Below are 25,438 nucleotides of genomic sequence, written 5' to 3'. Positions count from 1 at the left end.
AAAGGAATGCAAAATGCTGGTAGCTGGAAACGATACCTAATTTGATTATTCAAAAGAGATAAGAATGAAAGGTGTTGTATTAAGGTTGGTTAGACATTAGCAACTGATAACAGATGCCAGCAGTTTTTTGCTTAAGGAGACAAAATGTGGAGATACATTGGAAAACGATTGATTCATCTTGTGCCTGTCATCATTGCTATCAGTTTTATTACTTTTGCATTAATGCAGACTGCTTCGGGGGATGTAATTGATGCAATATACGAAAACGCAGGAGGAACAGCATCAGAAGAAATAGTAGCTGCTAAACGAGCAGAATTAGGTCTTGAGAAGCCATTTTTAGTTCAGTATCTTAATTGGTTGGTGGGAATGCTAAAAGGTGATATGGGCGTGTCTTTTGTATCTGGAAGACCGGTATTTGAAACCTTTGTATCTAAATTACCCTTTACGATTTTATTGACGCTTTCATCCATTATTACTACTATAGTTATTTCTATACCCTTTGGCATTATATCAGCGGTGAGACATAATAGATTTACAGATTATTGCATTCGATTCTTTACTTTTATTGGAAATTCACTGCCAGGCTTTTTTGTATCTCTATTACTAATTTACTTCTTTTCGTTAAAATTAAAGTGGCTGCCTGTAATGGGGAATAATGAATGGAAAAGTCTAGTTCTACCTACACTAACCCTATCGATCTCTATGGCATCAAAATATACGAGACAAGTGAGAACAACGGTTTTAGAAGAATTAGGAAAACCTTATGTTATAGGAGCTAAAGCTAGGGGAGTAAAAGAAAGGACAATTCTCTTTGCTAGTGTATTAAGGGTATCCATGATTACTTTGGTGACATTAATGTCTTTATCAATTGGTTCTCTCTTGGGAGGTACTGCTATTATCGAATCCATTTTTATGTGGGATGGTGTAGGGAAACTAGCAGTAGATTCCATTATGATGCGCGATTATCCTATGATACAAGCTTATGTTGTTTGGATGGCTATTATTTATGTACTCGTAAATTTAATAACGGACATCTTATACCACTACTTAGACCCAAGAGTTCGACTAAATCAGGAGGAGTAGAATGGGTTTTGTAAAGAAAGATAGAACAAAACAATACAGGACAAAAAAATACAGAGGCCCAGTTAAACTTAAGTTAATTATCTTGATTTGTCTAGCCTTGACATTACTACTAGTTGCTCTTTTTGCACATAAAATAGTTCCCTATGATCCCTATGCACAGAATTTGTCTAATGCACTTCAGGCACCAGGAAAAGAGCATATTTTTGGAACAGATCGATATGGTCGCGATATACTTTCTCGGGTAATAATGGGATCTAGAGCTACTATTTTTTCTTCTTTATTATTATTAGGGATGATTTCGATTTCTGGCTCCTTAGTAGGAGTCATTTGTGGATATTTAGGTGGCAAATTCGATTCTTTTATTATGCGAATTTCTGATATTTTCTTAGCCTTTCCTGGAATGGTATTTGCCATTGCAGTAGCAGGTGTTTTAGGTGGAGGCATTATGAATGCAGTTATTGCTCTGGCGGTTATTTCTTGGCCTAAATACGCAAGACTGGCAAGAGGACAAGTACTCACTATAAAAAATATGCCTTATGTTCAAGCTGCTATTCTATCAAATAGTAGTTTTGGCAAAATCATTTTTAAACAAATTCTGCCGAATATCTTTGCCCCTATATTAATAACAGCTACATTAGATTTAGGTACAATGATTATGGAGCTCGCTGGATTATCGTTTTTAGGTCTTGGAGCAATGCCCCCAATGGCAGAATGGGGGTCAATGATGAGCAATGGACGCAGCATGATACAAACTTCACCTTGGGTTATATTCGCACCGGGTTTTGCCATTTTTGTTTCCGTAACGATTTTTAATTTACTAGGAGATACCATACGAGATGTTTTAGATCCCCAAAATTATAATGGAACTTCTGACATAAGTTTTTATTCTGCTACTATGGGTAAAGCCTCAACAATTTTCAAATACATGAAAGAGAGAGATAATAAAATGAAAATAATTAAAAGAATTATGCCCCTATTATTAGTAGCTATTATGATAGTAACACTGTTTACAGGATGTGGACAATCTTCAAACAATGAGGGAATCAGTGAAAAGCCTCAAGAGAAAGTATTTAATTACGGTACAACAGCATATGGACCTGAAATGGGAAATTCAGGGTTAAATCCTCACTTCGATTATTCAGGTTGGTCATCTGTTCGTTATGGTGTAGGTGAGACTTTGTTTAAATTTAATGAATCTATGGAAATTGAACCTTGGCTAGCTACAGACTATGAACAGATAGATGAGTATACAGTTAAGATTAATCTTCGAGATGATGTAAACTTTTCAAGTAGTAGAAAAATGGACGGACAAGCTGTAAAGGAATGTCTCGATAATCTTATTGCAGTTCACGATCGTGCTCCAGGTGACTTAAAAATCAAGGAGATCACTGCTGATGGTCAATCTATTACTATCGTTTCTGAAGAAAAAGTACCAGCACTACTTAATTATTTAAGTGATCCATATGGGGCCATCATCGATATGGAATATGGCGTTACAGAAGATCGTAATGTAGCGGGAACAGGTCCTTATATTGCAGAGAAAGTTTCTGATACTGAAATTAATTTAGTAAAGAATGAAAACTATTGGGGTGGAGAGGTGAAGGTAGACCGTGTAAATGTAAAGACTATTACAGATGGAGATACCCTTACTATGGCTCTTCAATCAGGAGAAATTGATGCAACTCAGGGGCTACCATATGCTAGCTATTCATTATTTGAAGATAATAACGACTATAAAATAAGTTCAACCAATACTTCTCGCGCATTTTTTGCTCAATTAAACTTTGATACACCAGCATTACAGGATCTTAATGTAAGAAAGGCCATTGCCATGGGTATTGACAAGGAAGGCTTTACTGAGGTGCTTTTAAATGGCAATGGTTCACCAGCTGTAGGAGTATTCCCATCTAATTTTAAATTTGGAAATGAAGCAGTTAAAGGGCCTACTTACGATGTTGATGCTGCGAAAAAGCGATTAGAGGAAGCGGGATGGAAAGATACCAATAATGACGGTTTTGTGGACAAGGACGGAAAAAATCTGACTATTAGATGGCTTACATATCCAGGACGCCAAGAATTACCACTCTTAGCAGAATCCGTACAGGCAACTCTAAAAGAAATTGGAATAGACGTTAAAGTAAACTCTACTGAGAATCATAGAGATTTTCTTGAATCCGGCAATTGGGATATCTATGCAAGTGCTTTTGTTACAGCTCCAACAGGAGACCCAGAGTATTTTTTTACAACTCACAGCTTAAAATCATCTGCTAAAAATCGAGGTGGCTATTACAATGAGGAACTAGAAAAACAAGCAGGAGAGTTGAGAAACGAATTCAATAAGGATAAGCGTTCCGATTTAGCAGTTCAAATGCAGCAGATTATCCTTGACGATGTGAGCTTTATATTTGCATCTCATCTACAGATGTCCTTTGTAATGAAGTCAAATATAACAGGGTTTGAAGCACATCCTTCAGATTATTATGAAATCACAGCAAACTTAGAGATACAGTAAACGAAGTCCGTGTTTACAGACACCTAATCTCCCACTTAGCTTTCTCCTCCCCTCTGAAAGCTTTAAGTGGGAGTATTCGTATTTATTCATGCAGAATAAATCAAGCAATGAAAAGTATTAGATGCCTTGGAGATGATCAAATGAGAGAAATATTACTTGCTATGAAGAATGTGGAAATCAGCTATAATGCTCGGCCTTATGTAAGGGATATAAGCTTTCAGGTAAAAGAAGGTGAAATCTTAGGAATCGTTGGTGAATCAGGAAGTGGAAAGAGCACGTTGATAAAAGCTGCTATGGGCCTACTGGGACCTACTGGAGCTGTAACAAAAGGTCATGTTTATTATAAAGGTGAAAATATCTTAGATTATAATTCTCAAGAGTTTCAAAATATTCGAGGCTATGAAATGGGAATGATTTTTCAAAATTCTGAAAGTGCTCTTTGCCCAGTTCGTACTATTGGCGATCAATTATATGAAAGTATGAGTCAACACAAAAAGATTACGAAAGAAGAAGCGAAGTCTAAAGGATTAGCGCTTTTAGATAAATTAAACTTTAAGGATGGAAATCGAATTTTAAAAAGTTATCCCTTTGAACTGTCTGGAGGAATGAACCAACGGGTAGGAATAATGATGGGCATGCTTTTAAAGCCATCCCTCCTTTTTGCAGACGAACCAACCTCTGCTTTAGATGTGACCATACAATTGCAGGTAATCCGAGAAATGATGAAAATGCGGGATGAATATGGTACGGCAATCGTGATTGTCAGCCATAATATCGGTGTTATTTCTTATATGGCAGATACCGTTGTAGTAATGAAAGAGGGAAATATTGTTGAATACGGAACGAAAGACCAAATTGTTTTTCATCCCCAAGAAGAGTATACAAAAAATCTTATCGAAGCAGTACCTAGAATCAGGAGGGAAAATGGTTGAATACAATATTGGAATTAAAAGACATAAGTAAAACCTTTACGAAGAAGAATACTCTCCACAAGGCTCTTGATGATGTTTCTTTTACAATGAAAGAAGGAGAATGTTTAGGTATTGTAGGTGAAAGCGGTTCTGGCAAGAGTACTGTAGCTAAAATAATAACCTGTTTAGAAAGACCAGATAATGGAAGTATTTATTTTAAAGGCAAAGACATTACAGGTTTAACACGGAAAGAACGGAAGAAACTGTACAAAAACATGCAATTGATTTTTCAAATGCCTGTAGATTCCTTTAATCCAAGAATTAAACTAGGATCTAGCATTATAGAAGGAATGCTCAATCAAGGAATCTCTAAATCAGATGCAAAGCTGCGGATGTATGGGTTCTTAGATTTGGTTGGTATACCAAGAGAATACGCTTTGAAATATCCACATGAAGTTAGTGGGGGTGAATGCCAAAGGGCAGCCATTGCAAGAGCTATCATGACAAGCCCTGACCTCTTAATTTGTGATGAAGTCACCAGCGCTTTAGATGTAACAGTGCAAAAGCAGATCATTGAATTGTTAGATAAACTAAAAAAAGAACAAAGTATGTCTTATCTTTTTATTAGCCACGATATCGCATTAGTACAGCAGTTTTGTGATAGGGTACTGGTCATGTATCAAGGTCAAATTGTCGAAGAAGGAACAGTCGACCAAGTAATCATGAATCCTAAGGAAGAGTATACGAAGAAGTTAATTGATGCCGTATTGTTGTAGAAGATGAACTTAAAATATATAAAACACACGAGTGATTAAATCCTCGTGTGTTTTGGTATATATATAAAAGTTCTTGACAAAATAAAGTAGGTCATGTAATCTATAATCACAGACACCCCCCTAGGGGTATAGTTATATAAATGATAATGAGGTGAAAATATGAACCAAAAGTTTAATGTAACGGGCATGACTTGTTCCGCTTGTTCGGCAAATGTGGAAAAGACAGTAAAAAAACTGGATGGGGTCAATTCTGTAGAAGTAAATCTACTTTCAAATAGTATGACTGTGGATTATGATGATGTCCATATAGACAAAACAGAAATCATCAAGGCTGTTGAACACGCCGGATATGGAGCTTCTATATTTGTGCGTGGAGCAAGTGCTGAAAATCAAAAAGAAAAGGCTATAAACCCCGTAGAAGAGGAAATAAAAGAAATGAAGCAACGTGTTATTATCTCCTTTGTCTTGCTAATTCCATTAATGTACGTGTCTATGGGGCATATGTTCGGTCTTCCTCAACCAGATTGGCTAATGGGACCTGAAAATGCTATTACCTTTGCGTTTATACAATTCCTGCTAACACTACCTATTGTGTACGTCAATCGCAAGTACTACCGAGTTGGCTTTAAAAGCTTATTTCATGGTACACCTAATATGGATTCACTGATTGCTATAGGCTCAGGAGCAGCATTAGTGTATGGGGTCTATGCTATTTTTAGAATTGGATATGGTTTAGGACATAATGATTTACACTTAGTACATCAATATACTATGGATTTATATTTTGAGTCTGCAGCAATGATCTTAGCGTTGATTACACTTGGTAAATTATTAGAGACGAGAGCTAAAGGAAAGACTTCTGAAGCTATTTCTAAGTTATTAGATCTTGCACCAAAAACAGCAGCTGTTATTCGCGATGGTCAAGAGACTGAAATTCCCGTAGAAGACGTAGTAATAGAGGATATTATAGTAGTAAGACCAGGTCAGAGCATTCCAGTAGATGGAGTGGTTATTGAAGGAAGTACAGCGATAGACCAATCTGCTTTAACAGGAGAGAGTATCCCTGTAGAGAAAAACGTTGGAGATAAGGTCATAGCTGCTACTATAAACAAAACGGGATTTTTCAAATTTAAAGCTGAAAAAGTTGGCGATGACACTACATTAGCACAGATTATTGAACTAGTAGAAGATGCAAGTTCATCTAAAGCACCTATTTCAAAATTGGCGGATAAGATTAGTGGAATCTTCGTTCCTGTAGTAATTGCTATAGCTATTGTAGCCACTATTGTGTGGTTACTTTTAGGGCAATCCTTTGAATTTGCCTTGTCTATAGGGATTTCCATATTAGTCATATCTTGTCCATGTGCTTTAGGTTTAGCCACACCAGTTGCCATTATGGTTGGAACAGGTAAAGGTGCATCAAATGGAATATTGATTAAATCTGCAGAATCTTTAGAAATTCTTCACACAATTAATACGGTTGTATTAGATAAAACAGGCACCATTACAGAAGGTAAGCCAGTGGTTACGGATATTATAACTATGAATGAAGAAACAGAAAAAAATCTACTGCAAATTGCAGCATCACTAGAAAAACCTTCAGAACATCCCCTAGCTGAAGCCATTGTTGAAAGGTCAAAAGAAGAGGGCATACTAGCAAAAGATGTTACTGAATTTGAGGCCATTTCTGGAAGAGGTATCGTTGGTAAAATTGATGAAAAAGAGTATATTGCAGGTAATTTAGCCTTAATGAGAGAGAAAAATATAGATGTAAGCACCTTCCAAGAGACCTCAGATAGCTTTGCTATGGAGGGTAAGACTCCCTTGTACTTTGCAGATAGTCAAATGCTTTTAGGAATTATTGCTGTAGCAGATGTAGTCAAACCTACAAGCCGTGATGCCATTGAGCAATTTAAAGCTATGGGAATTGACGTAGTAATGCTTACAGGTGATAATCAAAAAACAGCAGAAGCTATTAAAAATCAATTGCACATCGACCGAGTAGTTGCAGAAGTATTACCACAAGACAAAGAAAGAGAAATAAGAAGCATACAAGAAAATGGAAAAAAAGTTGCAATGGTCGGGGATGGAATCAACGATGCTCCTGCTTTGGCGAGAGCAGATGTAGGTGTTGCTATTGGAGCAGGTACAGATATTGCGATTGAATCAGCAGACATTGTACTAATGAAAAGCGACTTACTAGATGCAGTTACAGCTGTTCAATTAAGTAAAGCTACTATTAAAAACATCAAAGAAAATCTATTTTGGGCATTCTTCTACAATACCTTAGGAATACCACTAGCAGCAGGAGTATTCTATACAGCCTTAGGTTGGAAGCTAAACCCAATGTTTGGGGCAGCGGCAATGAGTGTGAGTTCTGTATTTGTTGTATCAAATGCCTTAAGATTAAAATTATTTAAACCAAAACACGTAAATGTAAAATAAATAAATAGGAGAGGTAAATTATGAAAAAGATTATAGACATTAAGGGAATGAGTTGCGAACATTGTGTTGCAAGAGCCACAAAAGCATTAAATAGCATAGATGGCGTAGAGGCAAAAGTAAACCTTAAAAAGAATAATGCGGTGGTACAACTAGCAAAAAATGTAGAGGATCAAGTATTTAAGGATGCATTAGAAGAAGTAAACTTAGAGGCTGTTTCTATTAAAGAAAAGAAGGGTTTATTTGGCTAAAAACATTAACGAACTAAAAAAGGAGAACAAATATGAAATCTGACAAAACAAAAGTGACTCGTCTTTTAAAAACTGCAAGAGGTCAGATAGATGGAATCTTAAAGATGGTTGAAGAAGACCGATATTGTATTGATATCTCTAATCAGCTGATGGCAGCGCAAGCTATTTTGCGAAATATCAACAGAGAAGTCCTTCACGACCACTTAGGAAGTTGTGTACACGAAGCCTTTGAAACAGGCGATCAACGTGAAAAAATTGAAGAGATTATGGCCATTATTGACAAATTGGCAAAATAATTGCCTGCTACCTAGATAATACAATATTAAGAATAAATTACACATAAAAAACAGCTTACAAATTGTCTTCTAAGCTGTTTTTTATTGTACGAAATCCCTACTTTTGACCATAGCTCCTGCTCAGCCATCCTGAATGCAAGCGAAGAATCTTGACCCGAAAGGAATACCTAAATGCTAATGACTAAAGACTAATGACCAGCGACTAATGCTTGCAGGCCTCTTCCTGTATATTAGGAAAGTCCTATTTTTGGCCCTAGTTCCTGCCCAGTCATCTTGAACGCAAGCGAAAGATCTTGACCCGAAAGGAATACCTAAATGCTAATGACTAAAGACTAATGACCAGCGACTAATGCTCGCAGGCCTCTTCCTGTATATTAGGAAAGTCCTATTTTTGGCCCTAGCTCCTGCCCAGTCATCTTGAGCGCAAGCGAAAGATCTTGACCCGAAAGGAATACCCAAATTCTAGTGACTAAAGACTAAAGCGCTCATCTTATTTGATATGCTCCTGCTCAATGTCATTTTAGTATAAGAATTGCAAGGAGAATGACTTTACTTGTATATTGTGGTAAAATTATCAATAAATACGTAGTAGAATGGTAAGACGATAATCTTTATATAGGGGGAAATCATGAAAAGAACATCTTTAGATAGTTGGATTAAAGAGAAGATTGGGCAAGTTTCAAAAGAGGAACTAAAGATTAAAGACCTTGAATCTTATCAGTTGAAAAGATTACGAGAAACACTACAGTACGTCAAGGAAAAAAGCAAGTTTTACAATAAATTGCTAAAAGATGTAAATCTAGAGAAAATATCTAGCTTAAACGATATATCTACTCTTCCATTTACAACATCAGAAGATATTAAAGAGCAAGGAACTCGTTTTATATGCGTATCTCAAAATGAGATAAATCGTATTGTTACACTACAAACCTCTGGAACCACATCCCACCCAAAGAGAATTTTTTTTACAAAAGAAGATCAGGATTTAACAATAGATTTTTTTCATAATGGAATGGCGACTTTAGTAGAGCCAGGAGATAAAGTACTAATCCTTATGCCGGGACAGAAACCTGGAAGCGTAGGAGATTTGTTAAAAAAGGGTTTAGAACGATTAGGAGTAGAAAGCTACATATACGGTCTAGTAGATAATGTAAATGAGGTACTTAAAATTATAACCGAAAAAAATATAAACTCTCTTGTAGGTCTTCCTCAGCAAGTTTTTGCTTTAGCGAAATACTACAAATATAATAAAAATACAGACCCTATTTCTCTTAAAAGTATTTTATTAAGTGCAGATTACGTACCAAATTCAATCATAGATGAGTTGAAAAAGGTGTGGAATTGTCAGGTATATGAACACTATGGCATGACTGAAATGGGACTAGGTGGTGGAGTAGCTTGCGATGCCTTTGAGGGTTATCATGTAAGAGAAGCAGATTTATACTTTGAAGTCGTAGATCCTACAACAAGACTTCCTGTGCCAAATGGACAATATGGAGAAGTAGTATTTACTACGCTTACAAGAAAGGGTATGCCCCTGATTCGCTATCTTACAGGAGATATTAGTAGAATAATAGAAGAACCTTGCCCTTGTGGCTCCCCTTTAAAGAGATTAGATAAAGTTTTGTACCGAATAGAGGAATGCATAAAATTAGAAAGTGAAAAGATTCTGACGATTACTCAACTAGATGAAATTTTGTTTTCTATTGAAGAGGTTATTAATTACGATGCTTATTTAACAAAATTAGGAAACAAAGAGTGCTTAAGCATTAATATAAGTTCCCCATTTTCTACAGGCGACTGCTTAAACAATGCGATTTCTAATAAACTGTTATCTTCAGCAACCTTTGGAGAACTGATTGAAAAGAAAAAACTTGTTTTAGATATTAAGAATAAATTTATAAGCCTTGACCAATCTGATGGTATGCACAAAAGGAAGGTAAAGGATTTGAGGGGTTAGAATCTGTGAAGGAGAAATTTCATATGGAAAGAAGAGTTTACCTTGCTAGACATGGGGCTTTAAATATTTTACAGGATAAAAAAACATACATAGGCCAACTAGATATAAAATTAAGTGAAAAGGGGATAAATCAAGCAGAAAGACTAGCTCTTATTTTTAAAGACATGCTCTTTACCAAGATTTATTGTAGTGATTTATTAAGAACAAAGACCACGGCTAAAATCATCGCAGAAGGCCATAATATGAAACCTATCATTGTAAAAAATCTCAATGAAATTCATTTAGGCGATTGGGAAGGTTTATGTTTTGAAGAAGTAAAAAAGAACTATCCACAAGAATTTGACAAACGGGGAAAGGATATTATCAATTACTGTATACCAGGTGGAGAAAGTTTTTTAGAATGCAGCAGTAGAGTCATGAAAGCTTTTAATGAAATCATATCAAGTACCCAAGGTAATCTTCTAATTGTAGCCCATGCAGGTGTAAATCGCATGATCTTATGCAATATATTAAATATCCCCTTAGAACAACTCTTTACTATTCCACAGGAATATGGTTGCTACAATATTATTCTTCAAAGAGAAGGGAAATTATCAGTAGAAGAAATAAACAAAACATGTTCATCGACAAAAACAAATCTATGTAGTAATTCCTTTTAAAAGCAAATACCTCGCCTTAAAAGCGAGGTGTTTTAATCTTACACTTTGAAATTCTTTAGATGGTTTGAGTAGTACTTTCAACAGTTATTTCTAAAGCAGCTCTTGCCCATTCAAATTTTTCTTTCGTCAGATCAAAATTAGCACCGCTCTTTATAAAATTTCCAGTTCCAGTAATTAAAAAACCTGTGCCTTTGTACATTTTTCCTTGAACTTCTCGACTTCCAATAGTTAATTTGATTTTAGAATTTGCTTCAATATTCTTTTCGGTTTTAGACATCCCAGCAGAGGGAATTAAGAGTTTATCGTCTTCGGTTACATAGATATAGCTGTTCCATGTATTTACCACATGAGGTTCATCTTTACCCTGTGTAACAATAGCCACTATGCCGTCAGATGGGTGAGATAGGACCTCTAGTAATTTTTCGTTTAGCATATTCAGGACTCCTTCTATTATAAACGATTAAGCAATCTCTTTTGCTATTTATGAGCGTCTACAATAGTATATGCTTTTTGGTACATTTCAATCAGCTAAAAGTACCCTTTTAATTTAGTAGTACATTACATGAATAATGAGAAGAATGGAGCGAATAAAGCTATCTTTTATAAATCATCTCATAGGAATATAGCCTGCTTGTTCGATGGATCTTTGACCTTCTTCGCTGAGTATCCATTCTAAGAATTGTCCTGCTGTACCCTCTTTATCGTCACTTCTTATAACACCATAATAATTGGTAGTAAAGGGGTAAGAACCATTTTTTAGATTATCTGATTGGGAAGAAATATTGTTTATTTTTAATACTTTGATATCCTCATTTTTGTACAAAGTATTAATATAATACTGATAAGTATACCCAATACTTGATTTGTTGTTTTCATATTCTCCAACGACTTCTACTAATTCTCCCATCCCTTGGATCACTTTAATTTTATTAGGTGGGAGCATTGTTTTTCCTTTCATGACTAGATTTTCCATGGCCGTTTGGCTCCCAGAGTTTTGCTCTCTTTGATAAGCAGCAATTTTTTCGTCATTACCGCCTACTTGACTCCAGTTGGTAATCTCACCAGAATAGATGCCTTGAATTTGTTCTACAGTCAAACTTTCTATAGGATTATCCTTATGAGTAATAAAAACAAAAGCATCATAACATACAGGGCGAGTAATCAATTGAATATTGTTTTCTTGGGCGAGTTGTAATTCATCCTGAGAAGGTTCTGTAGCCAAAATCAAATCTACAGGGTGATTTTCTTCCATAAATGTATTCGTAGAACGAATCATGCCTAAATGATTTGGCGTAGATAAAATTAAATTTTCGTAGGCTATGTGGGTTGTATTAAAGGCTACAAAATCATTTGCGTCTTGATCAGACAAACCTAAGTGCTGTCTCGCAAATTCGATTGCCATAGGAACAGCAACAGTTGAACCATCTAAACTAGGATACGTTCCATACTTTATTTCGTAGTATTTTTCTTCCTCATCATTTGTGCTCCAACTTCCTTTTACCTTTCTTTCTCCTAATTGAAACGAGCTATTGTCTACGAATTGACGCCAGTTTTGATCTCTTTTGACAATCTGATTGATTTGTGACCAGGAACCCGTTCGATCAGGTTCACCAGTGTATTTTTTCCAATAGTTTACGTATAAGACAATTGCGATGACAATTAGAATTACAAAAATAAGTAGCTTTTTTTTCATGACAATTCTCCTTTAATATTAGTGAGACGGTTATTGAAATGTTTTAATATTTTACATTATTATATCAATTTGTGTATTTTAATACAATGGATGATAAATTATTCTAGAATGCTAAGAGAGGTTTGTTTTTCGTTAAGGGAGTGTATATCGATCATTCTAAGAAAATTAAATGATTTCTAAAAAAATAAATTAAGCATCCTTAAGATGCTTAATTATCCACTACAGTAAAGGATACTGGCTTACTAGTGTCATCTAAAAGATTTTTCAGTGCAATATTCCAGGTATCTTCTTTCTCATTATATTTTATAGAACTGACACCATACAAATCCTTTTTAATTTCATCTGAAGTTAGGAGTTTGTGTAATGCCTCGGATTTCGTTAAGTCTGCACCTTTTGGTTTTTCTTGCTTCACGACCTCTACTTTTATGGCTTGTGATTGCCCGGGAAAAGATTCTGCCACCATATCAAACCACACCTCAACAAAATCCCCCTCCTTTATCTCAGATGGGGCTTCTGAAAACCAAATAGCATTATAAAATTCTTTTACTCCACCTATAGAACTAAAGTCTTGGGTGTCATCATCTACTATTAAAATCCTTTCGCCTTCTTTATCCATGACATAGCCTGTCATACTTTGGCTATCAGGATTTTCATTTTTAGAATTACATCCTACAAGAAGCGCCATAAGCACTAAAAGCATCAATAAATACCATTTCTTCATAACGATCTCTCCATTTCTTACTTAATTAGACGCCAGAAGTATAAATAAGTTCCAGTAAAAGATTATTTTTAACTTAATGGACCTATACTCAAAGATCTGAAGGTGAATAATAGAATGAGATTATAAAGGTGTTTGAATTTTGCAATATTATCCTATATATATGTATGAAAGGTGGGATTTTGATATGTATAAACTTAAAACAAAAGAAAATGACAATAATGTCAAAGAATTTATAGAAAAGGTTGAAAATGCAAAAAAGAGAGAAGATGCGTATAGATTACTAGAGATATTTACAGAAACTACAGGATTAGAGGCCAAAATGTGGGGCGATAGTATGATCGGATTTGGGTCATACCACTATAAATATGCTTCAGGACATGAGGGGGATGCCATGTTAGTAGGATTTTCACCACGTAAAGCAAAGTTTAGTTTGTATTTAGCACTAGAGGATGAAGAGATTGAGGAGCAAATAAAAGATCTAGGTAAGTTTACTGCTGGGAAAGCGTGTGTGTATGTCAATAAATTATTGGATATCAATATTGAAGTGTTAAGGAAGTTAATAAAAAGAACTGTATATGTGACAAAAGAAAGGTATCCAGAAAACATATAAGAATATAGCTATACATATATTTTTTAGTGGAATTTAGAGGTGGGAGTGATACTCAATTTATTTGTGTTAAGAGACAAGAGAAATTGAATCCTAGTATATAAAAAGAATTTGGAAAAAATCTTTCTTTAAAGTAGAATGAGAGTAAAGGGAAGGAGGATATAATGCAAAAAAAGGAAAGTGTTTCTTGCCACTCAGAAAAAAAAGAATCGTCAAATTGCAATCACCATTGTAATGGAGGGGAGATGCACGAATCTTGTGTTTCTTTAGTTCCTATTTTCAATCATTTAGATGGAGAACAAATGAATGTAATCTCAAAGGTGATTCGCTCAAACTCATATAAAAAAGGTGAAATCATCTATAAACCGGGAGATAAATCCGATTCCCTTTACATCGTAAGTAAAGGTAAAATTAAGATTTACCGCTTGTCGGAAATGGGAAAAGAGCAGCTAGTGCGTATTTTAACTGCAGGAGATTTTACAGGAGAGTTGGCAGTGTTTAGTGAATCCATTCACGAATCTTATGCTGAAGCTATGAAGGACACAGAAGTTTGTATGATTACTCGGACAGATTTACAAGAACTTTTAGGAAAATTTTCTTCTATTTCATTAAAACTATTATCGGAATTTTCAAGGCGTTTAGAGGATTCTGAAAAACAGACTACTCGAATTTCTACAGAGAAAGTGGATACAAGAATCGCTCAGTTTTTAATTGAATGCGTAGAAGATCAACAGGAAGGGACTGAATTCCCCTTACCTATGAGTAAAAAAGATTTAGCATCCTATTTAGGAACGACTCCAGAGACCATTAGCAGAAAGCTAACAGAGTTTGAAGAACTAGGGTATATTAAGCAAACGCGAAGAAAGATAAAAATACTAGACGCAGAAAGTTTATTACTCGTTTAAATGCTCTATAAATAATAATAGATTTTATACTGTATATAAAAGAACCCTGCATTTCTAATGATGCAGGGTTCTTCTCATTATTTAAATCTTTTGATAGCCATAAATTATGTTTTTATTTTTGAGTGTTTTGCCCCTGACTTTGGCTAGCCTGACCTTGTTGCCCTTGCTGTTGTTGTCCTTGTTGCTGCTGCCCTTGTTGAGCCTGTTGACCTTGCTTTCCTTGACCCATGCTTGAAACCATTTGTGGGATTTTATCCATAAGTTGACTTGTAGACGCACTATTTACTGGAATCATAGATACATTGTCTTTATCAATCATAAGAACGGCATCAGTGCAAAGTTTTGCGCCTAAACCGAGAGCACCACCTGACATTTTTCCCGATGCAGATGAAGGCATAGGCTGAGCCTTACTAGCAGTGTTACCACTACCATATCCAAGGGTAACAGAAACAATAGGCATAAACGTTTTATTTTCGTGGATAATTGGTTTTCCAATAAGACCTTGACTTTGGGTAAAGCTTTCTAAATTTGAAAAAAGTGTATTTACATTTTGATTTAAATTTGTGTTTTCCATTGGTATATCCTCCTAAAATTTTTTCATCTCAACATTTTTAGTAAAGTAGAACCAATATTAATATTTGCGGTTGCATCTAAATGAATATAATCGTCCCCTGCCATAAAATCTGGTACTTGATTCATAGACTCTACATCTATAAACTCAGAGGTGAAATTCATTAATCCACAAGAAATGCCTGTCATAAAAGGATCTCGAAAACCATATTGAACATTAACATGTACATTTTGAGGATCTGTTTTTTTAACGAAATCCAATCCTTGTGATTTTGTCTTTCGGTTCTTTAGTTTTCGGTTTAAAATTAGTTTATTAAATAGATACAGTTTTAAGTAAATATCTAAGTCTTCAATGGTGATAAAAGCTTTAAAAAAGGGTTCCAACCAAACTAAACTTACATTAATATTGCTTTCATTTGAGTGATATTTTAATCTAATATGCAATGCGATTTTAAATAGCAATATGGTGATGATTACTAAAGATGATGCAATTAAGATTAATAGGATTTTTATGAATATCACCTCCATTTCAAGTACATGAATCTTTAAAAATTCTATCTTCTTTTGTACATTGATTAGTATTTGTAATTAATGCGAAAGAAATCATGAAAGATAATGGAAAATAAAAAATAAAAAAAATGAACTTTTTTGACGGGCGCAAGCTCTAAGATATATAAGGTGGTGATAAGGTGGATATTAATGGACTTGTAGGGCAGGCCAAGGAAGGAAACAAAGAAGCACTAGTTCAGTTGATTATGGCACAAAAGGCTTCGTATTACAGATTAGCTTACGTATATACTCAAAACAAAGAAGATGCAATGGATGCAATGCAGGAGATGATTTTGCTTGTTTATCAAAGAATAAATCAATTAAAAAACAACGACTCTTTTTATACATGGAGTAAAACGATTCTAGTTAATATCGTAAAACGAAGACACAAGAAAAATAGGAAGGTCGTCTCTATGGAAGAAATGAAAGCTGAAACAATTGAAGCGTATAATAGCGAAAATAGATTGGATTTAGAAATGTATTTAAATAAATTAAGCTATAAGCATCAAGAGGTAATACGACTTAGGTATTTTCTCGATTTAGATTACGAAACAATGTCTCAATTATTAAAAATACCACTTGGGACAGTGAAATCTAGACTACATGCTGGAATTAAAATATTAAAAGAGTCATTTGGAGGTGATTATTATGGCGAATAAGATTCATAAAATACTACAGGAAGAAAAAGATAAATTAAATCAAATGGAGGTTCCGGAAGAACTTGAAGGCAAATTACTTGAAGCTCTAGAAAAGACACCAAAGAAAAATAATAAAAGATTTTACAAACGCATTGCAATCATTATTTTGATTTTTTTAATAATAGGCCCTCATATAGATACGGTAGCTTATTATACAGGAAAATTCGTAGGTTATGAGCCTGTCATGACAGGCACTTTACAAAAGTTAAATGAGATGGGCAAAGGTCAATCCATTAATAAATCCTATTCTTTTAGCGATGGTGCATCCATTACACTTGATGGTATTATGCTTGATGACAATGGAGTAAATCTTTTTTATGTAATAAAAGCTCCAAGTGAAGATATCGAAGAAGTGTCTCCACGGATGACTACTCAGTTGATTACAGGCTTTCAAAAAAGATTTTCTGGTGGTGGAGCGGGGGAAACAAACAAAGAAAATAATGAACAAAAGTGGATCATACAAACTCATGGGGCACCTAGTATTTTTGATAATAAAATGAAATTAGGAGTGAACTATACGACAAAAGAAGGAAATGGGGAGTATGCTGAAATTCCCTTCACCTTAGACCGAAGAAAAGCTCTTGGCAAAAGTTTGAGAATCCGTATTAATAAAGAAGTTTCTATTGATAACAGCAGAAATATTAAAATTAAATCTCTAACAGCTTCACCCACAACTACAGTTATTAAAGGTCAGATACAAAATATTTTCCAATTAGGATTTGATCACATAACAAACAATAGGTTTTACCCAGATAACATCGAAATGGCTTTATACGCCAATGGCAAAGAAGTCCCTCTTCAAGGGTCGGGAATGTCTACAAATATGAAGGGGATTCATTACGAGTTGATTTTCGATGCTCTCCCAGAAGATACACAGGAAATAGAAATTACATTTGTCTCTTTTCAAGGGAGATATGAAATAAGTAAAGAGATGGGCTCAGAGGAGAGTAGTGCCATATTTAAAAAAATAAATAAAACAATATTTAAACAAAAAATGAATTGAGGATAATTTGCATTATCCTCTTTGAATTCTTAAAAGACTTTTAGTAGGAATCCTCAGAAGGATGCTGTTAGATCTAATTGTCAGGAAAGAGTGTATAATGTAAAATAAGGTAAGCTTAAAATTATATGAATTATGATTACATTAAATGTACTACATGTTGGATTCTGGACGTATAAACATAGGAGGATATATGGAAAAGATAGGAATTATTAATTGTTACGAAATATCAAAAAAATGCGCTGGAGTTGGATGCATTAATGCGTTTAATGAAAAAAGTGGCGCTTTTGACAAGTATGCTTTTAAAGATGTAGAAATAACTAATTTTGTTCAGTGTAATGGTTGTAATGATAATGCCACTGTAGATATTATTGAAAAATCTAAAAAGATGGAGGCTGAGGGAATTAAGACAATTCACCTTTCTACTTGTATAAAGTCAGATTGCAAGTGGTATGATGAGTTTGTCGAAGAACTTTCAAAAAAATTTCAAGTAATAGATTTTACACATGGAAGTGAATGACAGAATAATTAGAATTGTCAAATAGACCATATGGTTTACTTGACAATTCTAATTTTCTTTTAATAATTCTTACTTTCTACTAAAACATTTACTCTATCAAGCCTCTTGGTATATTTTTCATAATCACTTAAAAGAATTCCCATATATAGCATATCTACAATGGCTAGTTGAGATATCCTTGATACCATAGTTTCACTATAAAATGTGGTTTCATAATCGCCAGTAAGAAGTTCTATATCAGCGTATTTTGAGATAAGAGAAGCTTTATAATTGGTAAGAGCAATAGTTGTTGCACCAGCTTCTTTTGCAAGCTTTAAAGTATCAATAACATCTTTTGTGCTACCAGAGTGGGTAATGGCAATAACCACATCATCATTAGTAAGACTCAAACAACTAAGTTGTTGTAAGTGATTATCTGCATAAAACCGAGCAGTTAAGCCAATACGAATCAATTTACTGATAAAATCCTGTGCTATACTAGCAGAATTTCCTACACCAAAAATATCAATTCGGTTAGCTGAAGAAATAACAGATATTGCTTTTTTAAAATTATCTGTATTAAAAATATTTAAGGTATCATGTAAGCCTTTAATTGTAATATTGATTACTTTTTCAGGTAGATCTTCTAATTTATCTTCTGGACCTATGTGTAAATCAATTAGCAATGAATCATCTGTATTAGAGACTGTCTTTTTTCCCCAATCTTTCATGATTTTTAACTTTAGTTCACTATAGCCAGACAAACCGATATGTTTTGCAAATCTAATAATAGTAGGCTCACTTATACTGATTTCCTGTGCTAAATCGCATAATGACAATTTGGTCACTTCGTGACCATTTAATAGAATATAATCAGCTACTTTTTTTTCTGAGTTACTTAAATTACTGTAACTTGCTTTTATTAATTCTTCATAAGATCTTTCTTTTATCATTGTACATCTCCTTTATTTGGCGATAATTGTAAAGGATATTACTAGGGATATCTACATGCTCAATAAAGTTTTTCCCTTTGGGTCCATACCCATCCTTTGTATCGTGTAATTTTGAAATTTCATTGAAGAGCAAAGAAAAAAAGTACTCTTTTCTCCACCAAATATTTGATTCTTTATTTGTAAATAATAGTTTGGGTTGAAAAGAGATTAATTCTGGAATAACAGGCACAAAATTAGTAAAGCGTATACTATTATTCATCCAAACATGTCTAAAAGTTGCTTTCGTTCTCTTTTGTAAAAGAGGATCTTGTAGTAATAAAATAGACTTTGGATATATTTCCATCTCTTTTAAAATTTCTTTTGAAAAAAGCGCATTCTCTCCCGTATTCGTTGACTGGGTTTCAATGATGAAAAGGTTCTCAGGTAATCGATAGTTGAATACCATGAAGTTTCTTAAAATCTCAGCTTCTGAACGAGCATTTTCATTATCAATATAAAAGGACGGAAAAGATGTCTCTATATTATTAATCAGATGCTCTGTAGCATGGCCGACTCCACCAGTTATTAATACTTTCTGGACGATGTTATTCTCTAATAGTTCATTCACATATTTACCATGGGCGCAAATACTATTTCCCGCCCATATTAACAGATCAAACTGTTGGGAATAGACATTGTATTTCTCTTTATCAGCTAAGAAATGAAGGATTTCATTCATCAATAAGGTAGTATTTTGCATAATTTTTTCCTCCTACTATATAAATTATAGTGTATATGTAGGATAATTACAAATAGAAATTAAGAAATAAGAATAAAAACTACAATAAATGTATTTACAATGTAGTAAAACTACTATATAATAAATGACAAGGAGGACATCTGCGATAATTCAGTTACAAGAATTAAGTATAACAGTAGATGTTGATGAAAAGATGAAACCATTAAAAAAAGCAAGTGAAATGACTGTTAAAGAATTAGGTAGTTATATTGATCAATCCGTATTAAAACCTGAATTTTCAGAGGATGATATTCGTAAATATATACAAGAAGGTATTGATTATGGATGTAGAACTGTATGTATTAATCCATCATCCTTAGATATTGCAGCAGAATTAACGAAAGGAACTGATACAAAAATATGTGTTGTCTGCGACTTTCCTTTTGGAACGAGCACAACGGAGTCTAAGGTAGCGCAAGCTGAATTGTATTGCAAACGAGGCGATGTTTTTGAACTTGATATTGTTGCAAACTATGGTTGGATACTCAGTGGAAAATGGGATGATGTAACAGCAGACATCAAAGCGGTAGTAGACGTTTGCCATAAATATGATGTAGCTGTAAAAGTTATTTTTGAAACAGATACATTAAATGAGGAACAAGTAAGAAAGTCTTGCCAATGTGCAATAGTAGCGGGTGCAGATTTCGTAAAAACTAGTACTGGGTTCTTAACAGGATTCGAAGCTTATGGTGCTACACCAGAAGTAATTAAAATTATGCTTGAAGAATGTGAAGGCAAAGCAAAGGTAAAGGGAAGTGGATGTATCCGTACAAGAGAACACTTCTTACAACTCATTGATATGGGTATTGATAGAATGGGCGTTGGTTATAGATCTACACCAGTTGTACTTGGAATTACAGAAGACGCCAGTGTAGATAAAAATTCAACATACTAAATAATATAGAAATCTGCGCCGGTTGTACTTGGATTTAAAGAAGACTAGTTGTAGATATCATTTTATAAATAAAATATTCAAAATTATTGAAAGTGGAGGAGACAATCTATTTGTTCTTCTCCTTGTTTTTTATTGAATAGAGAAATTCTGCTTTACTTTTCCGAATTTAATAGCTAATTCCCTGCACGTTGTTGGAAATAGGATTACAGAAAGTGGAAAGCAGAAAGCGGAAGTTAATGCATTGAGGACGCTATTCACGCAAATAAAGGGTAGAATTGCCACAGGGAAATCTACATATGTGGTAAGTTTTGGATTGATTATGGTGAATTTTGATAAAAACACGATGAAATTTTAAACAAAATGCAAAGATACATTGAGATATTCTTCAGTGTTATGTATAATAAGAGATATAAGTAGTCGTATATGTCAAAACTAATCATTAGTGTATAAATTTGAATTGTTTTGATAATATTTTGAGATATAATGGGAGGAGATGTTTGAAGTGAAACAATTTTTAGAATTTGTTCCAGAAAATCAGGATATGGATTTAGAAAGAATCCAACGTTTGCAGAATAAAATGCAAAATAGAAAGGCAAATATATGCAGTGAGCGAGCATTATTTTATACAGAGTCTTTTAGAAAGACTGAAGGGGAAGATTATATTCTAAGAAAGGCTAAAGCCTTTGCTCACACCTTAAAAAATATGACTATTTATATTGAAGAAGATAGCTTGATTTTTGGTAATCAAGCCAGTGGAAACTTCGCTGCACCAATTTTTCCTGAGTACTCCTTTGATTGGGTAATTAACGAGTTAGATGAATTCGATAAAAGAAGTGGTGATGTTTTTTATATTCGTGAACAGGTGAAAGATGATCTGCGAAGTATTAAGGATTATTGGATAGGAAATACTCATGCAGACGAAGTAAAACGTACAACGCCAGAAAGAATTGTGACTTCAGAAAAACAGGGGGTCTTACATAGAGGTGGAATATCCAACTCAGGAGACGGTCATATCGTTCCAAATCATGAATTGATTTTTGAAAAGGGTTTTAGAGGGCTTATTAATGAAACAAAAGATAAATTAAAAGACTGTAAGGAATCTAAATCTAAGCTTTTTTATGAATCAGCTATTATTACTCTTGAAGGCGCTTTGGCTTTTATTAAAAGATACGGCAAACTTGCCCAAGAAATGGCAAGCAAAAATGAAAATCCTAAGAGGCGACAAGAGCTATTACATATAAGTAAAATGTGCGAAACCCTACTAGAAAAGCGTGTACAATCTTTTTATGAAGGTTGTCAAGTCTGCTATTTAGTTCATATGCTACAGATGATAGAAAGTAATGGTCATTCTTTCTGTTATGGCAGATTCGATCAGTATATGTATCCTTTATATAAAAATGATATCGAAAAGGGAATCATCACCAAGGAAAAGGCATTAGAAATCACTACTCATATGTTTCTAATGAATAGCAGCAATAACAAGATTAGATCTTATGGTCATACCAAATTTTCACAAGGATATCCTCTTTATTCTAATCTAATGATTGGAGGAAAGAAACCGAATGGTGAAGACGGTACAAATGAGTTATCTTATTTATGCATTGAAGCCATGAATCTCACATCAATGGCAGAACCTAATTTTTCTATGAGATATAATCAAGATACTCCTGATGATTTGTTGCGACTCGCAGCAAAGTTAATTCGAACAGGTTGTGGAATGCCTTCCATGTTTAATGACGATGTAGCAGTAAAAGGGTTAGAAGATTTAGGAATTCCTCGAGAAGACGCTCTTGATTACTGTGCTATTGGCTGCGTAGAAACTGGGGTTCCTGGAAAATATGGACATCGTGCAACAGGGATGACCTATGTAAACTGGGGAAAACTAGTTGAATTAGTACTGAATAACGGAGTAGATCCAGACTCGGGCATCCAAATGATTTCTATTAATGGCAAAGAAGGCAGAGAAATCGAATATAAAAACTATGAAGAATTATGGAATGCTTGGGAAAAAATACTGAAATACTACTCAGACTTAGCCGTAGAATGTGATGCCATTTGTGATAGATCTCTTATAAAATACGATGTGTCACCCTTTGCTTCATGCTTTATTGATAATTGCATGGAACTTGGAAGGACAATTAAAGATGGGGGATGCAAATACGATGTCATTTCTCAATCGAATATTGGACCAAGTGTTGTTGGTAATTCCTTTGCTGCAGTTAAAAAATTAGTTTTTGAAGATAAAGTCGTAAGCTATAAGGAGCTAATGGAAGCTGTAAATGCTAATTGGCAAGGGGAAGAAGCTCAGAAAATTCTTAGGCTTGCAAGAAAAGTTCCCAAGTTTGGAAATGATGAGGACTATGTAGATGAAATTGTAAAAGATGTATTTGATTCTTATCTCACGCTTTTACCAAGCTATCGAACTGAGCGAACAGGGCAAGGGCCAGAGGTAAGTTGCTATACTATGTCTACCAGCAATATTACTTCATATGTCCCCAATGGACTAGATGTTGGAGCAACCCCTGATGGACGTGTAGCAAGAACGCCTTTAAATGAAGGTTGTTCACCTACCCAAGGAACAGATAGAAATGGACCAACAGCAGTTATTAATTCTGTGTCTAAATTGCCTAATGCAAAGGTCGCTGCAGGACAGTTATTAAATATGCGTTTCTCACCTGGTACCTTACAAGGAGATGAAAACTTAGAAAAGTTTATTGGTTTTTTAAAAGCTAGTAGAATAAAAGGAATCTATCATAATCAATTTAATATTGTGGATACAGAGACTTTATTAGATGCTAAAAAACATCCTGAAAATTATACAGATTTAATTGTTCGAGTTGCAGGGTATTGCGCACAATTTGTATCCCTTATGCCAGAGGCGCAAGATGCCATTATTGCTCGGACACAGAATGGGTGGTAAAATGATGAAAGATAAAGCATTGATTTCTACGATACAATTTTATTCTACTAAAGATGGCCCAGGTATACGTACAACTGTTTTCTTTGTAGGATGCAATTTAAAGTGCAAATGGTGTTCTAATCCTGAGTTGATTGAGCCAAAAGTTAAGGATATGTACTTTAAGGAACGCGATACACAGACTTACCCTGATGAAGCTTACGAGAGGGTCGGTTATGAAATAACTGTAGGAGAGTTATTTGAGAGACTAATGAGAGATAAAGTGTTTTATGATACTTCTGGAGGAGGAGTAACCTTCTCTGGAGGAGAAGCAGCACTGCAATCAGAGTTTGTTATAAAGATTTCTCGACGATTAAGAGAAGCAGGAGTTCATGTGGCTCTTGACACAGCGGGAGATATTCCATCATATAAGATGAAAGAATTAGCGGAGTCCGTTGATATGGTTTTATATGATATTAAAGCATATGATGGAGAAATCCACAATAGATGTACAGGAGTAGATAATAAGAGAATATTAGAAAATGCTCAATTGATTTCAGATATGGACAAAGATATGATTATTCGAATGATTATTGTGCCAGGATACAATGATGCTTTAGAAGATGTATATAAGCGAGTAGATTTTATTGAAGGCTTAGGGAAAGCAGTAAAGAGATTAGATATTTTAAGGTATCATAATCTTGGTGCAGGAAAGTATGAACGCTTAGGAATAGAGTATACAATTCCAATAGATCTTGCCTGTGATGAAGAATCCATTGATTTGATTTATTCCTACGCTCTAAATAAAGGATTTCATGTAAATATAGAACCATAAGAAACACGCTTTGCTAGTTTCTTATGGTTACGCGAGCAGTCGCCAAATGTCTGCAAGCAGCCGCTTGGCTCATTGCTTTCACGATAATTAGATTTTGGAGGGTGATTTAAGTTGTTGGGATTAGAAAGAAAAAATTATATTTTATCGGAATTAGACTTGAAAAAAATATTAAAAATTAACGAGGTTGCGCAAGTACTAAAGGCATCACCCTCCACAATTAGAAGAGATTTTGAAGAATTAGCGAATGAGGGTCTAGCGGATAAAATTAGAGGCGGAATAGCAAAAAAGAACTATGAAACAGATGTTTTTCGACTGGAAAAAGGTCAGAGCCCCAAGGATTCTACAGCAGAAATCAAGAGAAGATTATGTCATATGGTAGCTCAAGAGATACAGGATGGACAATGTGTCTTTGTAGATGGTGGAACAACCTTTGCTTATTTGATGGAATTTGTTCAAGAGAAAAAGATAAAAATCATTACCCATAACACTCTCTTAATAGAAAAATTGCCTCCGGTTAAGCCAGAAATCATTTTACTAGGTGGGAATTTTTCTCAAGAGTTTTGTGTAAATACAGGGCAAATTACTCTTGAAGATATGAAAAGATTCCAATTTGATTATGCTCTAATAGGTTGTGAAGGCATGTCTCTAGAAGAAAATGCTACCTATGCGGCAGATATTCATATTGTGGCACCCAAGCAACTTGCTATAGAAAGAGCAGCAACGAGATTTCTCATATTAGATGAGACGAAGATTAATAAACGAGGATTTATGAAATTTGCCACATTAGATCAATTTGACAAGATTTTTATTGATAATGGAACACAGATTAAAAGAATACATGCTGATGTGGTTGAATTTAAAGGAAATGACTAATCTTATAGTACCCCATAATTCTATATTATTAGGCATAATTTGGGGTCATTGTACCATATTAAAAACATAAACCTGT

General features: G+C 34.5%; 25 protein-coding genes. 18 read left to right on the top strand and 7 right to left on the bottom strand.

Annotated features, from left to right (window positions below; translation table 11 throughout):
- The first annotated feature begins 144 nt into the window (after positions 1 to 144).
- The 9 genes from nikB (at position 145) to cobC (ending at position 10,890) form a co-directional block, all read left to right on the top strand.
- The gene (gene nikB, locus DES36_RS08910; RefSeq protein WP_113920876.1) at positions 145 to 1,083 is read left to right on the top strand and encodes a nickel ABC transporter permease; all 939 of its coding nucleotides are present in this window, start codon (positions 145 to 147) and stop codon (positions 1,081 to 1,083) included.
- 1 nt (position 1,084) lies between these two features.
- On the top strand, positions 1,085 to 3,595 hold the full coding sequence (nikC, locus tag DES36_RS15375) for a nickel transporter permease (RefSeq protein ID WP_341457137.1): 2,511 nt from the start codon (positions 1,085 to 1,087) through the stop codon (positions 3,593 to 3,595).
- A gap of 140 nt (positions 3,596 to 3,735) precedes the next feature.
- A complete protein-coding gene (locus DES36_RS08895; RefSeq protein ID WP_113920875.1) occupies positions 3,736 to 4,527 on the top strand; it encodes an ABC transporter ATP-binding protein in 792 nt (263 codons plus the stop codon).
- Positions 4,524 to 5,282 carry an ABC transporter ATP-binding protein gene (locus DES36_RS08890; RefSeq protein ID WP_113920874.1) on the top strand — a complete coding sequence of 253 codons (759 nt, stop codon included), beginning with the start codon at positions 4,524 to 4,526 and terminating at the stop codon, positions 5,280 to 5,282. Before DES36_RS08895 ends, DES36_RS08890 begins: the two co-directional genes overlap by 4 nt.
- A 159-nt stretch (positions 5,283 to 5,441) precedes the next feature.
- Complete coding sequence (locus DES36_RS08885) at positions 5,442 to 7,727, top strand: heavy metal translocating P-type ATPase (RefSeq protein ID WP_113920873.1); 2,286 nt, start codon at positions 5,442 to 5,444, stop codon at positions 7,725 to 7,727.
- Positions 7,728 to 7,747: 20 nt separating this feature from the next.
- Entirely contained in the window at positions 7,748 to 7,975 is a 228-nt protein-coding gene (locus tag DES36_RS15370) for a heavy-metal-associated domain-containing protein (protein ID WP_113920872.1), read from the top strand.
- Between the two features lie 32 nt (positions 7,976 to 8,007).
- Positions 8,008 to 8,271, top strand: coding sequence for a metal-sensing transcriptional repressor (locus DES36_RS08875; protein ID WP_113920871.1), 264 nt, complete (start codon positions 8,008 to 8,010; stop codon positions 8,269 to 8,271).
- Between the two features lie 628 nt (positions 8,272 to 8,899).
- Positions 8,900 to 10,231, top strand: coding sequence for a DVU_1553 family AMP-dependent CoA ligase (locus DES36_RS08870; RefSeq protein WP_113920870.1), 1,332 nt, complete (start codon positions 8,900 to 8,902; stop codon positions 10,229 to 10,231).
- A 23-nt stretch (positions 10,232 to 10,254) separates the two neighbouring features.
- The gene (gene cobC / locus DES36_RS08865) at positions 10,255 to 10,890 is read left to right on the top strand and encodes an alpha-ribazole phosphatase (RefSeq protein WP_113920869.1); all 636 of its coding nucleotides are present in this window, start codon (positions 10,255 to 10,257) and stop codon (positions 10,888 to 10,890) included.
- Between the two features lie 55 nt (positions 10,891 to 10,945).
- Here the strand turns inward: cobC and DES36_RS08860 are convergent, their stop codons facing one another.
- The 3 genes from DES36_RS08860 to DES36_RS08850 form a co-directional block, all read right to left on the bottom strand.
- A complete protein-coding gene (locus DES36_RS08860) occupies positions 10,946 to 11,323 on the bottom strand; it encodes a pyridoxamine 5'-phosphate oxidase family protein (RefSeq protein WP_113920868.1) in 378 nt (125 codons plus the stop codon).
- Between the two features lie 174 nt (positions 11,324 to 11,497).
- Positions 11,498 to 12,583 carry a PstS family phosphate ABC transporter substrate-binding protein gene (locus DES36_RS08855; RefSeq protein WP_113920867.1) on the bottom strand — a complete coding sequence of 362 codons (1,086 nt, stop codon included), beginning with the start codon at positions 12,581 to 12,583 and terminating at the stop codon, positions 11,498 to 11,500.
- Between the two features lie 208 nt (positions 12,584 to 12,791).
- Positions 12,792 to 13,304, bottom strand: a complete 513-nt coding sequence (locus DES36_RS08850; RefSeq protein WP_113920866.1) for a YobA family protein — start codon at positions 13,302 to 13,304, stop codon at positions 12,792 to 12,794.
- Positions 13,305 to 13,488: 184 nt separating this feature from the next.
- Here DES36_RS08850 and DES36_RS08845 point away from each other — a divergent pair, with 184 nt between their 5' ends.
- Positions 13,489 to 13,914, top strand: coding sequence for a DUF1801 domain-containing protein (locus DES36_RS08845; RefSeq protein WP_113920865.1), 426 nt, complete (start codon positions 13,489 to 13,491; stop codon positions 13,912 to 13,914).
- 161 nt (positions 13,915 to 14,075) lie between these two features.
- Positions 14,076 to 14,816, top strand: a complete 741-nt coding sequence (locus tag DES36_RS08840; protein ID WP_113920864.1) for a Crp/Fnr family transcriptional regulator — start codon at positions 14,076 to 14,078, stop codon at positions 14,814 to 14,816.
- A gap of 112 nt (positions 14,817 to 14,928) precedes the next feature.
- Here the strand turns inward: DES36_RS08840 and DES36_RS08835 are convergent, their stop codons facing one another.
- Positions 14,929 to 15,390: a GerW family sporulation protein gene (locus tag DES36_RS08835; protein WP_113920863.1), complete on the bottom strand. Its 462-nt coding sequence runs from the start codon at positions 15,388 to 15,390 to the stop codon at positions 14,929 to 14,931.
- A gap of 23 nt (positions 15,391 to 15,413) precedes the next feature.
- Complete coding sequence (locus DES36_RS08830; RefSeq protein ID WP_113920862.1) at positions 15,414 to 15,914, bottom strand: hypothetical protein; 501 nt, start codon at positions 15,912 to 15,914, stop codon at positions 15,414 to 15,416.
- A gap of 161 nt (positions 15,915 to 16,075) precedes the next feature.
- On the opposite strand from DES36_RS08830, the gene DES36_RS08825 reads away from it, so the two are divergent.
- The 3 genes from DES36_RS08825 (at position 16,076) to DES36_RS08815 (ending at position 18,153) form a co-directional block, all read left to right on the top strand.
- The gene (locus tag DES36_RS08825; RefSeq protein ID WP_113920861.1) at positions 16,076 to 16,594 is read left to right on the top strand and encodes an RNA polymerase sigma factor; all 519 of its coding nucleotides are present in this window, start codon (positions 16,076 to 16,078) and stop codon (positions 16,592 to 16,594) included.
- Complete coding sequence (locus DES36_RS08820; RefSeq protein WP_113920860.1) at positions 16,584 to 17,636, top strand: DUF4179 domain-containing protein; 1,053 nt, start codon at positions 16,584 to 16,586, stop codon at positions 17,634 to 17,636. Before DES36_RS08825 ends, DES36_RS08820 begins: the two co-directional genes overlap by 11 nt.
- A 190-nt stretch (positions 17,637 to 17,826) precedes the next feature.
- The gene (locus DES36_RS08815; RefSeq protein WP_170128250.1) at positions 17,827 to 18,153 is read left to right on the top strand and encodes a CGGC domain-containing protein; all 327 of its coding nucleotides are present in this window, start codon (positions 17,827 to 17,829) and stop codon (positions 18,151 to 18,153) included.
- A 59-nt stretch (positions 18,154 to 18,212) separates the two neighbouring features.
- Here the strand turns inward: DES36_RS08815 and DES36_RS08810 are convergent, their stop codons facing one another.
- Together DES36_RS08810 and DES36_RS08805 are read right to left on the bottom strand one after the other, a co-directional pair.
- Positions 18,213 to 19,085 (bottom strand): MurR/RpiR family transcriptional regulator, encoded by an 873-nt coding sequence (locus tag DES36_RS08810; RefSeq protein WP_113920858.1) that lies wholly within the window; start codon positions 19,083 to 19,085, stop codon positions 18,213 to 18,215.
- Positions 19,063 to 19,824 carry a YdcF family protein gene (locus DES36_RS08805; RefSeq protein WP_113920857.1) on the bottom strand — a complete coding sequence of 254 codons (762 nt, stop codon included), beginning with the start codon at positions 19,822 to 19,824 and terminating at the stop codon, positions 19,063 to 19,065. Before DES36_RS08805 ends, DES36_RS08810 begins: the two co-directional genes overlap by 23 nt.
- Before the next feature lie 193 nt (positions 19,825 to 20,017).
- Here DES36_RS08805 and deoC point away from each other — a divergent pair, with 193 nt between their 5' ends.
- From deoC to DES36_RS08785, 4 genes are all read left to right on the top strand, one after another.
- Positions 20,018 to 20,758, top strand: a complete 741-nt coding sequence (gene deoC, locus DES36_RS08800) for a deoxyribose-phosphate aldolase (protein WP_113920893.1) — start codon at positions 20,018 to 20,020, stop codon at positions 20,756 to 20,758.
- Between the two features lie 493 nt (positions 20,759 to 21,251).
- Positions 21,252 to 23,678, top strand: coding sequence for a glycyl radical protein (locus DES36_RS08795; RefSeq protein ID WP_187387067.1), 2,427 nt, complete (start codon positions 21,252 to 21,254; stop codon positions 23,676 to 23,678).
- 1 nt (position 23,679) lies between these two features.
- Positions 23,680 to 24,489, top strand: a complete 810-nt coding sequence (locus DES36_RS08790; RefSeq protein WP_207657441.1) for a glycyl-radical enzyme activating protein — start codon at positions 23,680 to 23,682, stop codon at positions 24,487 to 24,489.
- A 111-nt stretch (positions 24,490 to 24,600) separates the two neighbouring features.
- Positions 24,601 to 25,362, top strand: a complete 762-nt coding sequence (locus tag DES36_RS08785; protein ID WP_113920855.1) for a DeoR/GlpR family DNA-binding transcription regulator — start codon at positions 24,601 to 24,603, stop codon at positions 25,360 to 25,362.
- Positions 25,363 to 25,438: the final 76 nt, after the last annotated feature.

This window comes from Alkalibaculum bacchi (assembly GCF_003317055.1).
GTDB lineage: Bacteria > Bacillota > Clostridia > Eubacteriales > Alkalibacteraceae > Alkalibaculum > Alkalibaculum bacchi.
This window is presented reverse-complemented; position numbering and strand designations above follow the sequence as displayed.

Bases quoted from the DNA above. Each gene is read 5' to 3' on its own strand.
- nikB (WP_113920876.1), top strand. From the start codon at position 145: ATGTGGAGATACATTGGAAAACGATTGATTCATCTTGTGCCTGTCATC.
- nikC (WP_341457137.1), top strand. From the start codon at position 1,085: ATGGGTTTTGTAAAGAAAGATAGAACAAAACAATACAGGACAAAAAAA.
- DES36_RS08895 (WP_113920875.1), top strand. From the start codon at position 3,736: ATGAGAGAAATATTACTTGCTATGAAGAATGTGGAAATCAGCTATAAT.
- DES36_RS08885 (WP_113920873.1), top strand. From the start codon at position 5,442: ATGAACCAAAAGTTTAATGTAACGGGCATGACTTGTTCCGCTTGTTCG.
- DES36_RS15370 (WP_113920872.1), top strand. From the start codon at position 7,748: ATGAAAAAGATTATAGACATTAAGGGAATGAGTTGCGAACATTGTGTT.
- DES36_RS08875 (WP_113920871.1), top strand. From the start codon at position 8,008: ATGAAATCTGACAAAACAAAAGTGACTCGTCTTTTAAAAACTGCAAGA.
- DES36_RS08870 (WP_113920870.1), top strand. From the start codon at position 8,900: ATGAAAAGAACATCTTTAGATAGTTGGATTAAAGAGAAGATTGGGCAA.
- cobC (WP_113920869.1), top strand. From the start codon at position 10,255: ATGGAAAGAAGAGTTTACCTTGCTAGACATGGGGCTTTAAATATTTTA.
- DES36_RS08860 (WP_113920868.1), bottom strand. From the start codon at position 11,323: ATGCTAAACGAAAAATTACTAGAGGTCCTATCTCACCCATCTGACGGC.
- DES36_RS08855 (WP_113920867.1), bottom strand. From the start codon at position 12,583: ATGAAAAAAAAGCTACTTATTTTTGTAATTCTAATTGTCATCGCAATT.
- DES36_RS08850 (WP_113920866.1), bottom strand. From the start codon at position 13,304: ATGAAGAAATGGTATTTATTGATGCTTTTAGTGCTTATGGCGCTTCTT.
- DES36_RS08845 (WP_113920865.1), top strand. From the start codon at position 13,489: ATGTATAAACTTAAAACAAAAGAAAATGACAATAATGTCAAAGAATTT.
- DES36_RS08840 (WP_113920864.1), top strand. From the start codon at position 14,076: ATGCAAAAAAAGGAAAGTGTTTCTTGCCACTCAGAAAAAAAAGAATCG.
- DES36_RS08835 (WP_113920863.1), bottom strand. From the start codon at position 15,390: ATGGAAAACACAAATTTAAATCAAAATGTAAATACACTTTTTTCAAAT.
- DES36_RS08830 (WP_113920862.1), bottom strand. From the start codon at position 15,914: ATGGAGGTGATATTCATAAAAATCCTATTAATCTTAATTGCATCATCT.
- DES36_RS08820 (WP_113920860.1), top strand. From the start codon at position 16,584: ATGGCGAATAAGATTCATAAAATACTACAGGAAGAAAAAGATAAATTA.
- DES36_RS08815 (WP_170128250.1), top strand. From the start codon at position 17,827: ATGGAAAAGATAGGAATTATTAATTGTTACGAAATATCAAAAAAATGC.
- DES36_RS08810 (WP_113920858.1), bottom strand. From the start codon at position 19,085: ATGATAAAAGAAAGATCTTATGAAGAATTAATAAAAGCAAGTTACAGT.
- DES36_RS08805 (WP_113920857.1), bottom strand. From the start codon at position 19,824: ATGCAAAATACTACCTTATTGATGAATGAAATCCTTCATTTCTTAGCT.
- deoC (WP_113920893.1), top strand. From the start codon at position 20,018: ATGAAACCATTAAAAAAAGCAAGTGAAATGACTGTTAAAGAATTAGGT.
- DES36_RS08795 (WP_187387067.1), top strand. From the start codon at position 21,252: ATGTTTGAAGTGAAACAATTTTTAGAATTTGTTCCAGAAAATCAGGAT.
- DES36_RS08790 (WP_207657441.1), top strand. From the start codon at position 23,680: ATGATGAAAGATAAAGCATTGATTTCTACGATACAATTTTATTCTACT.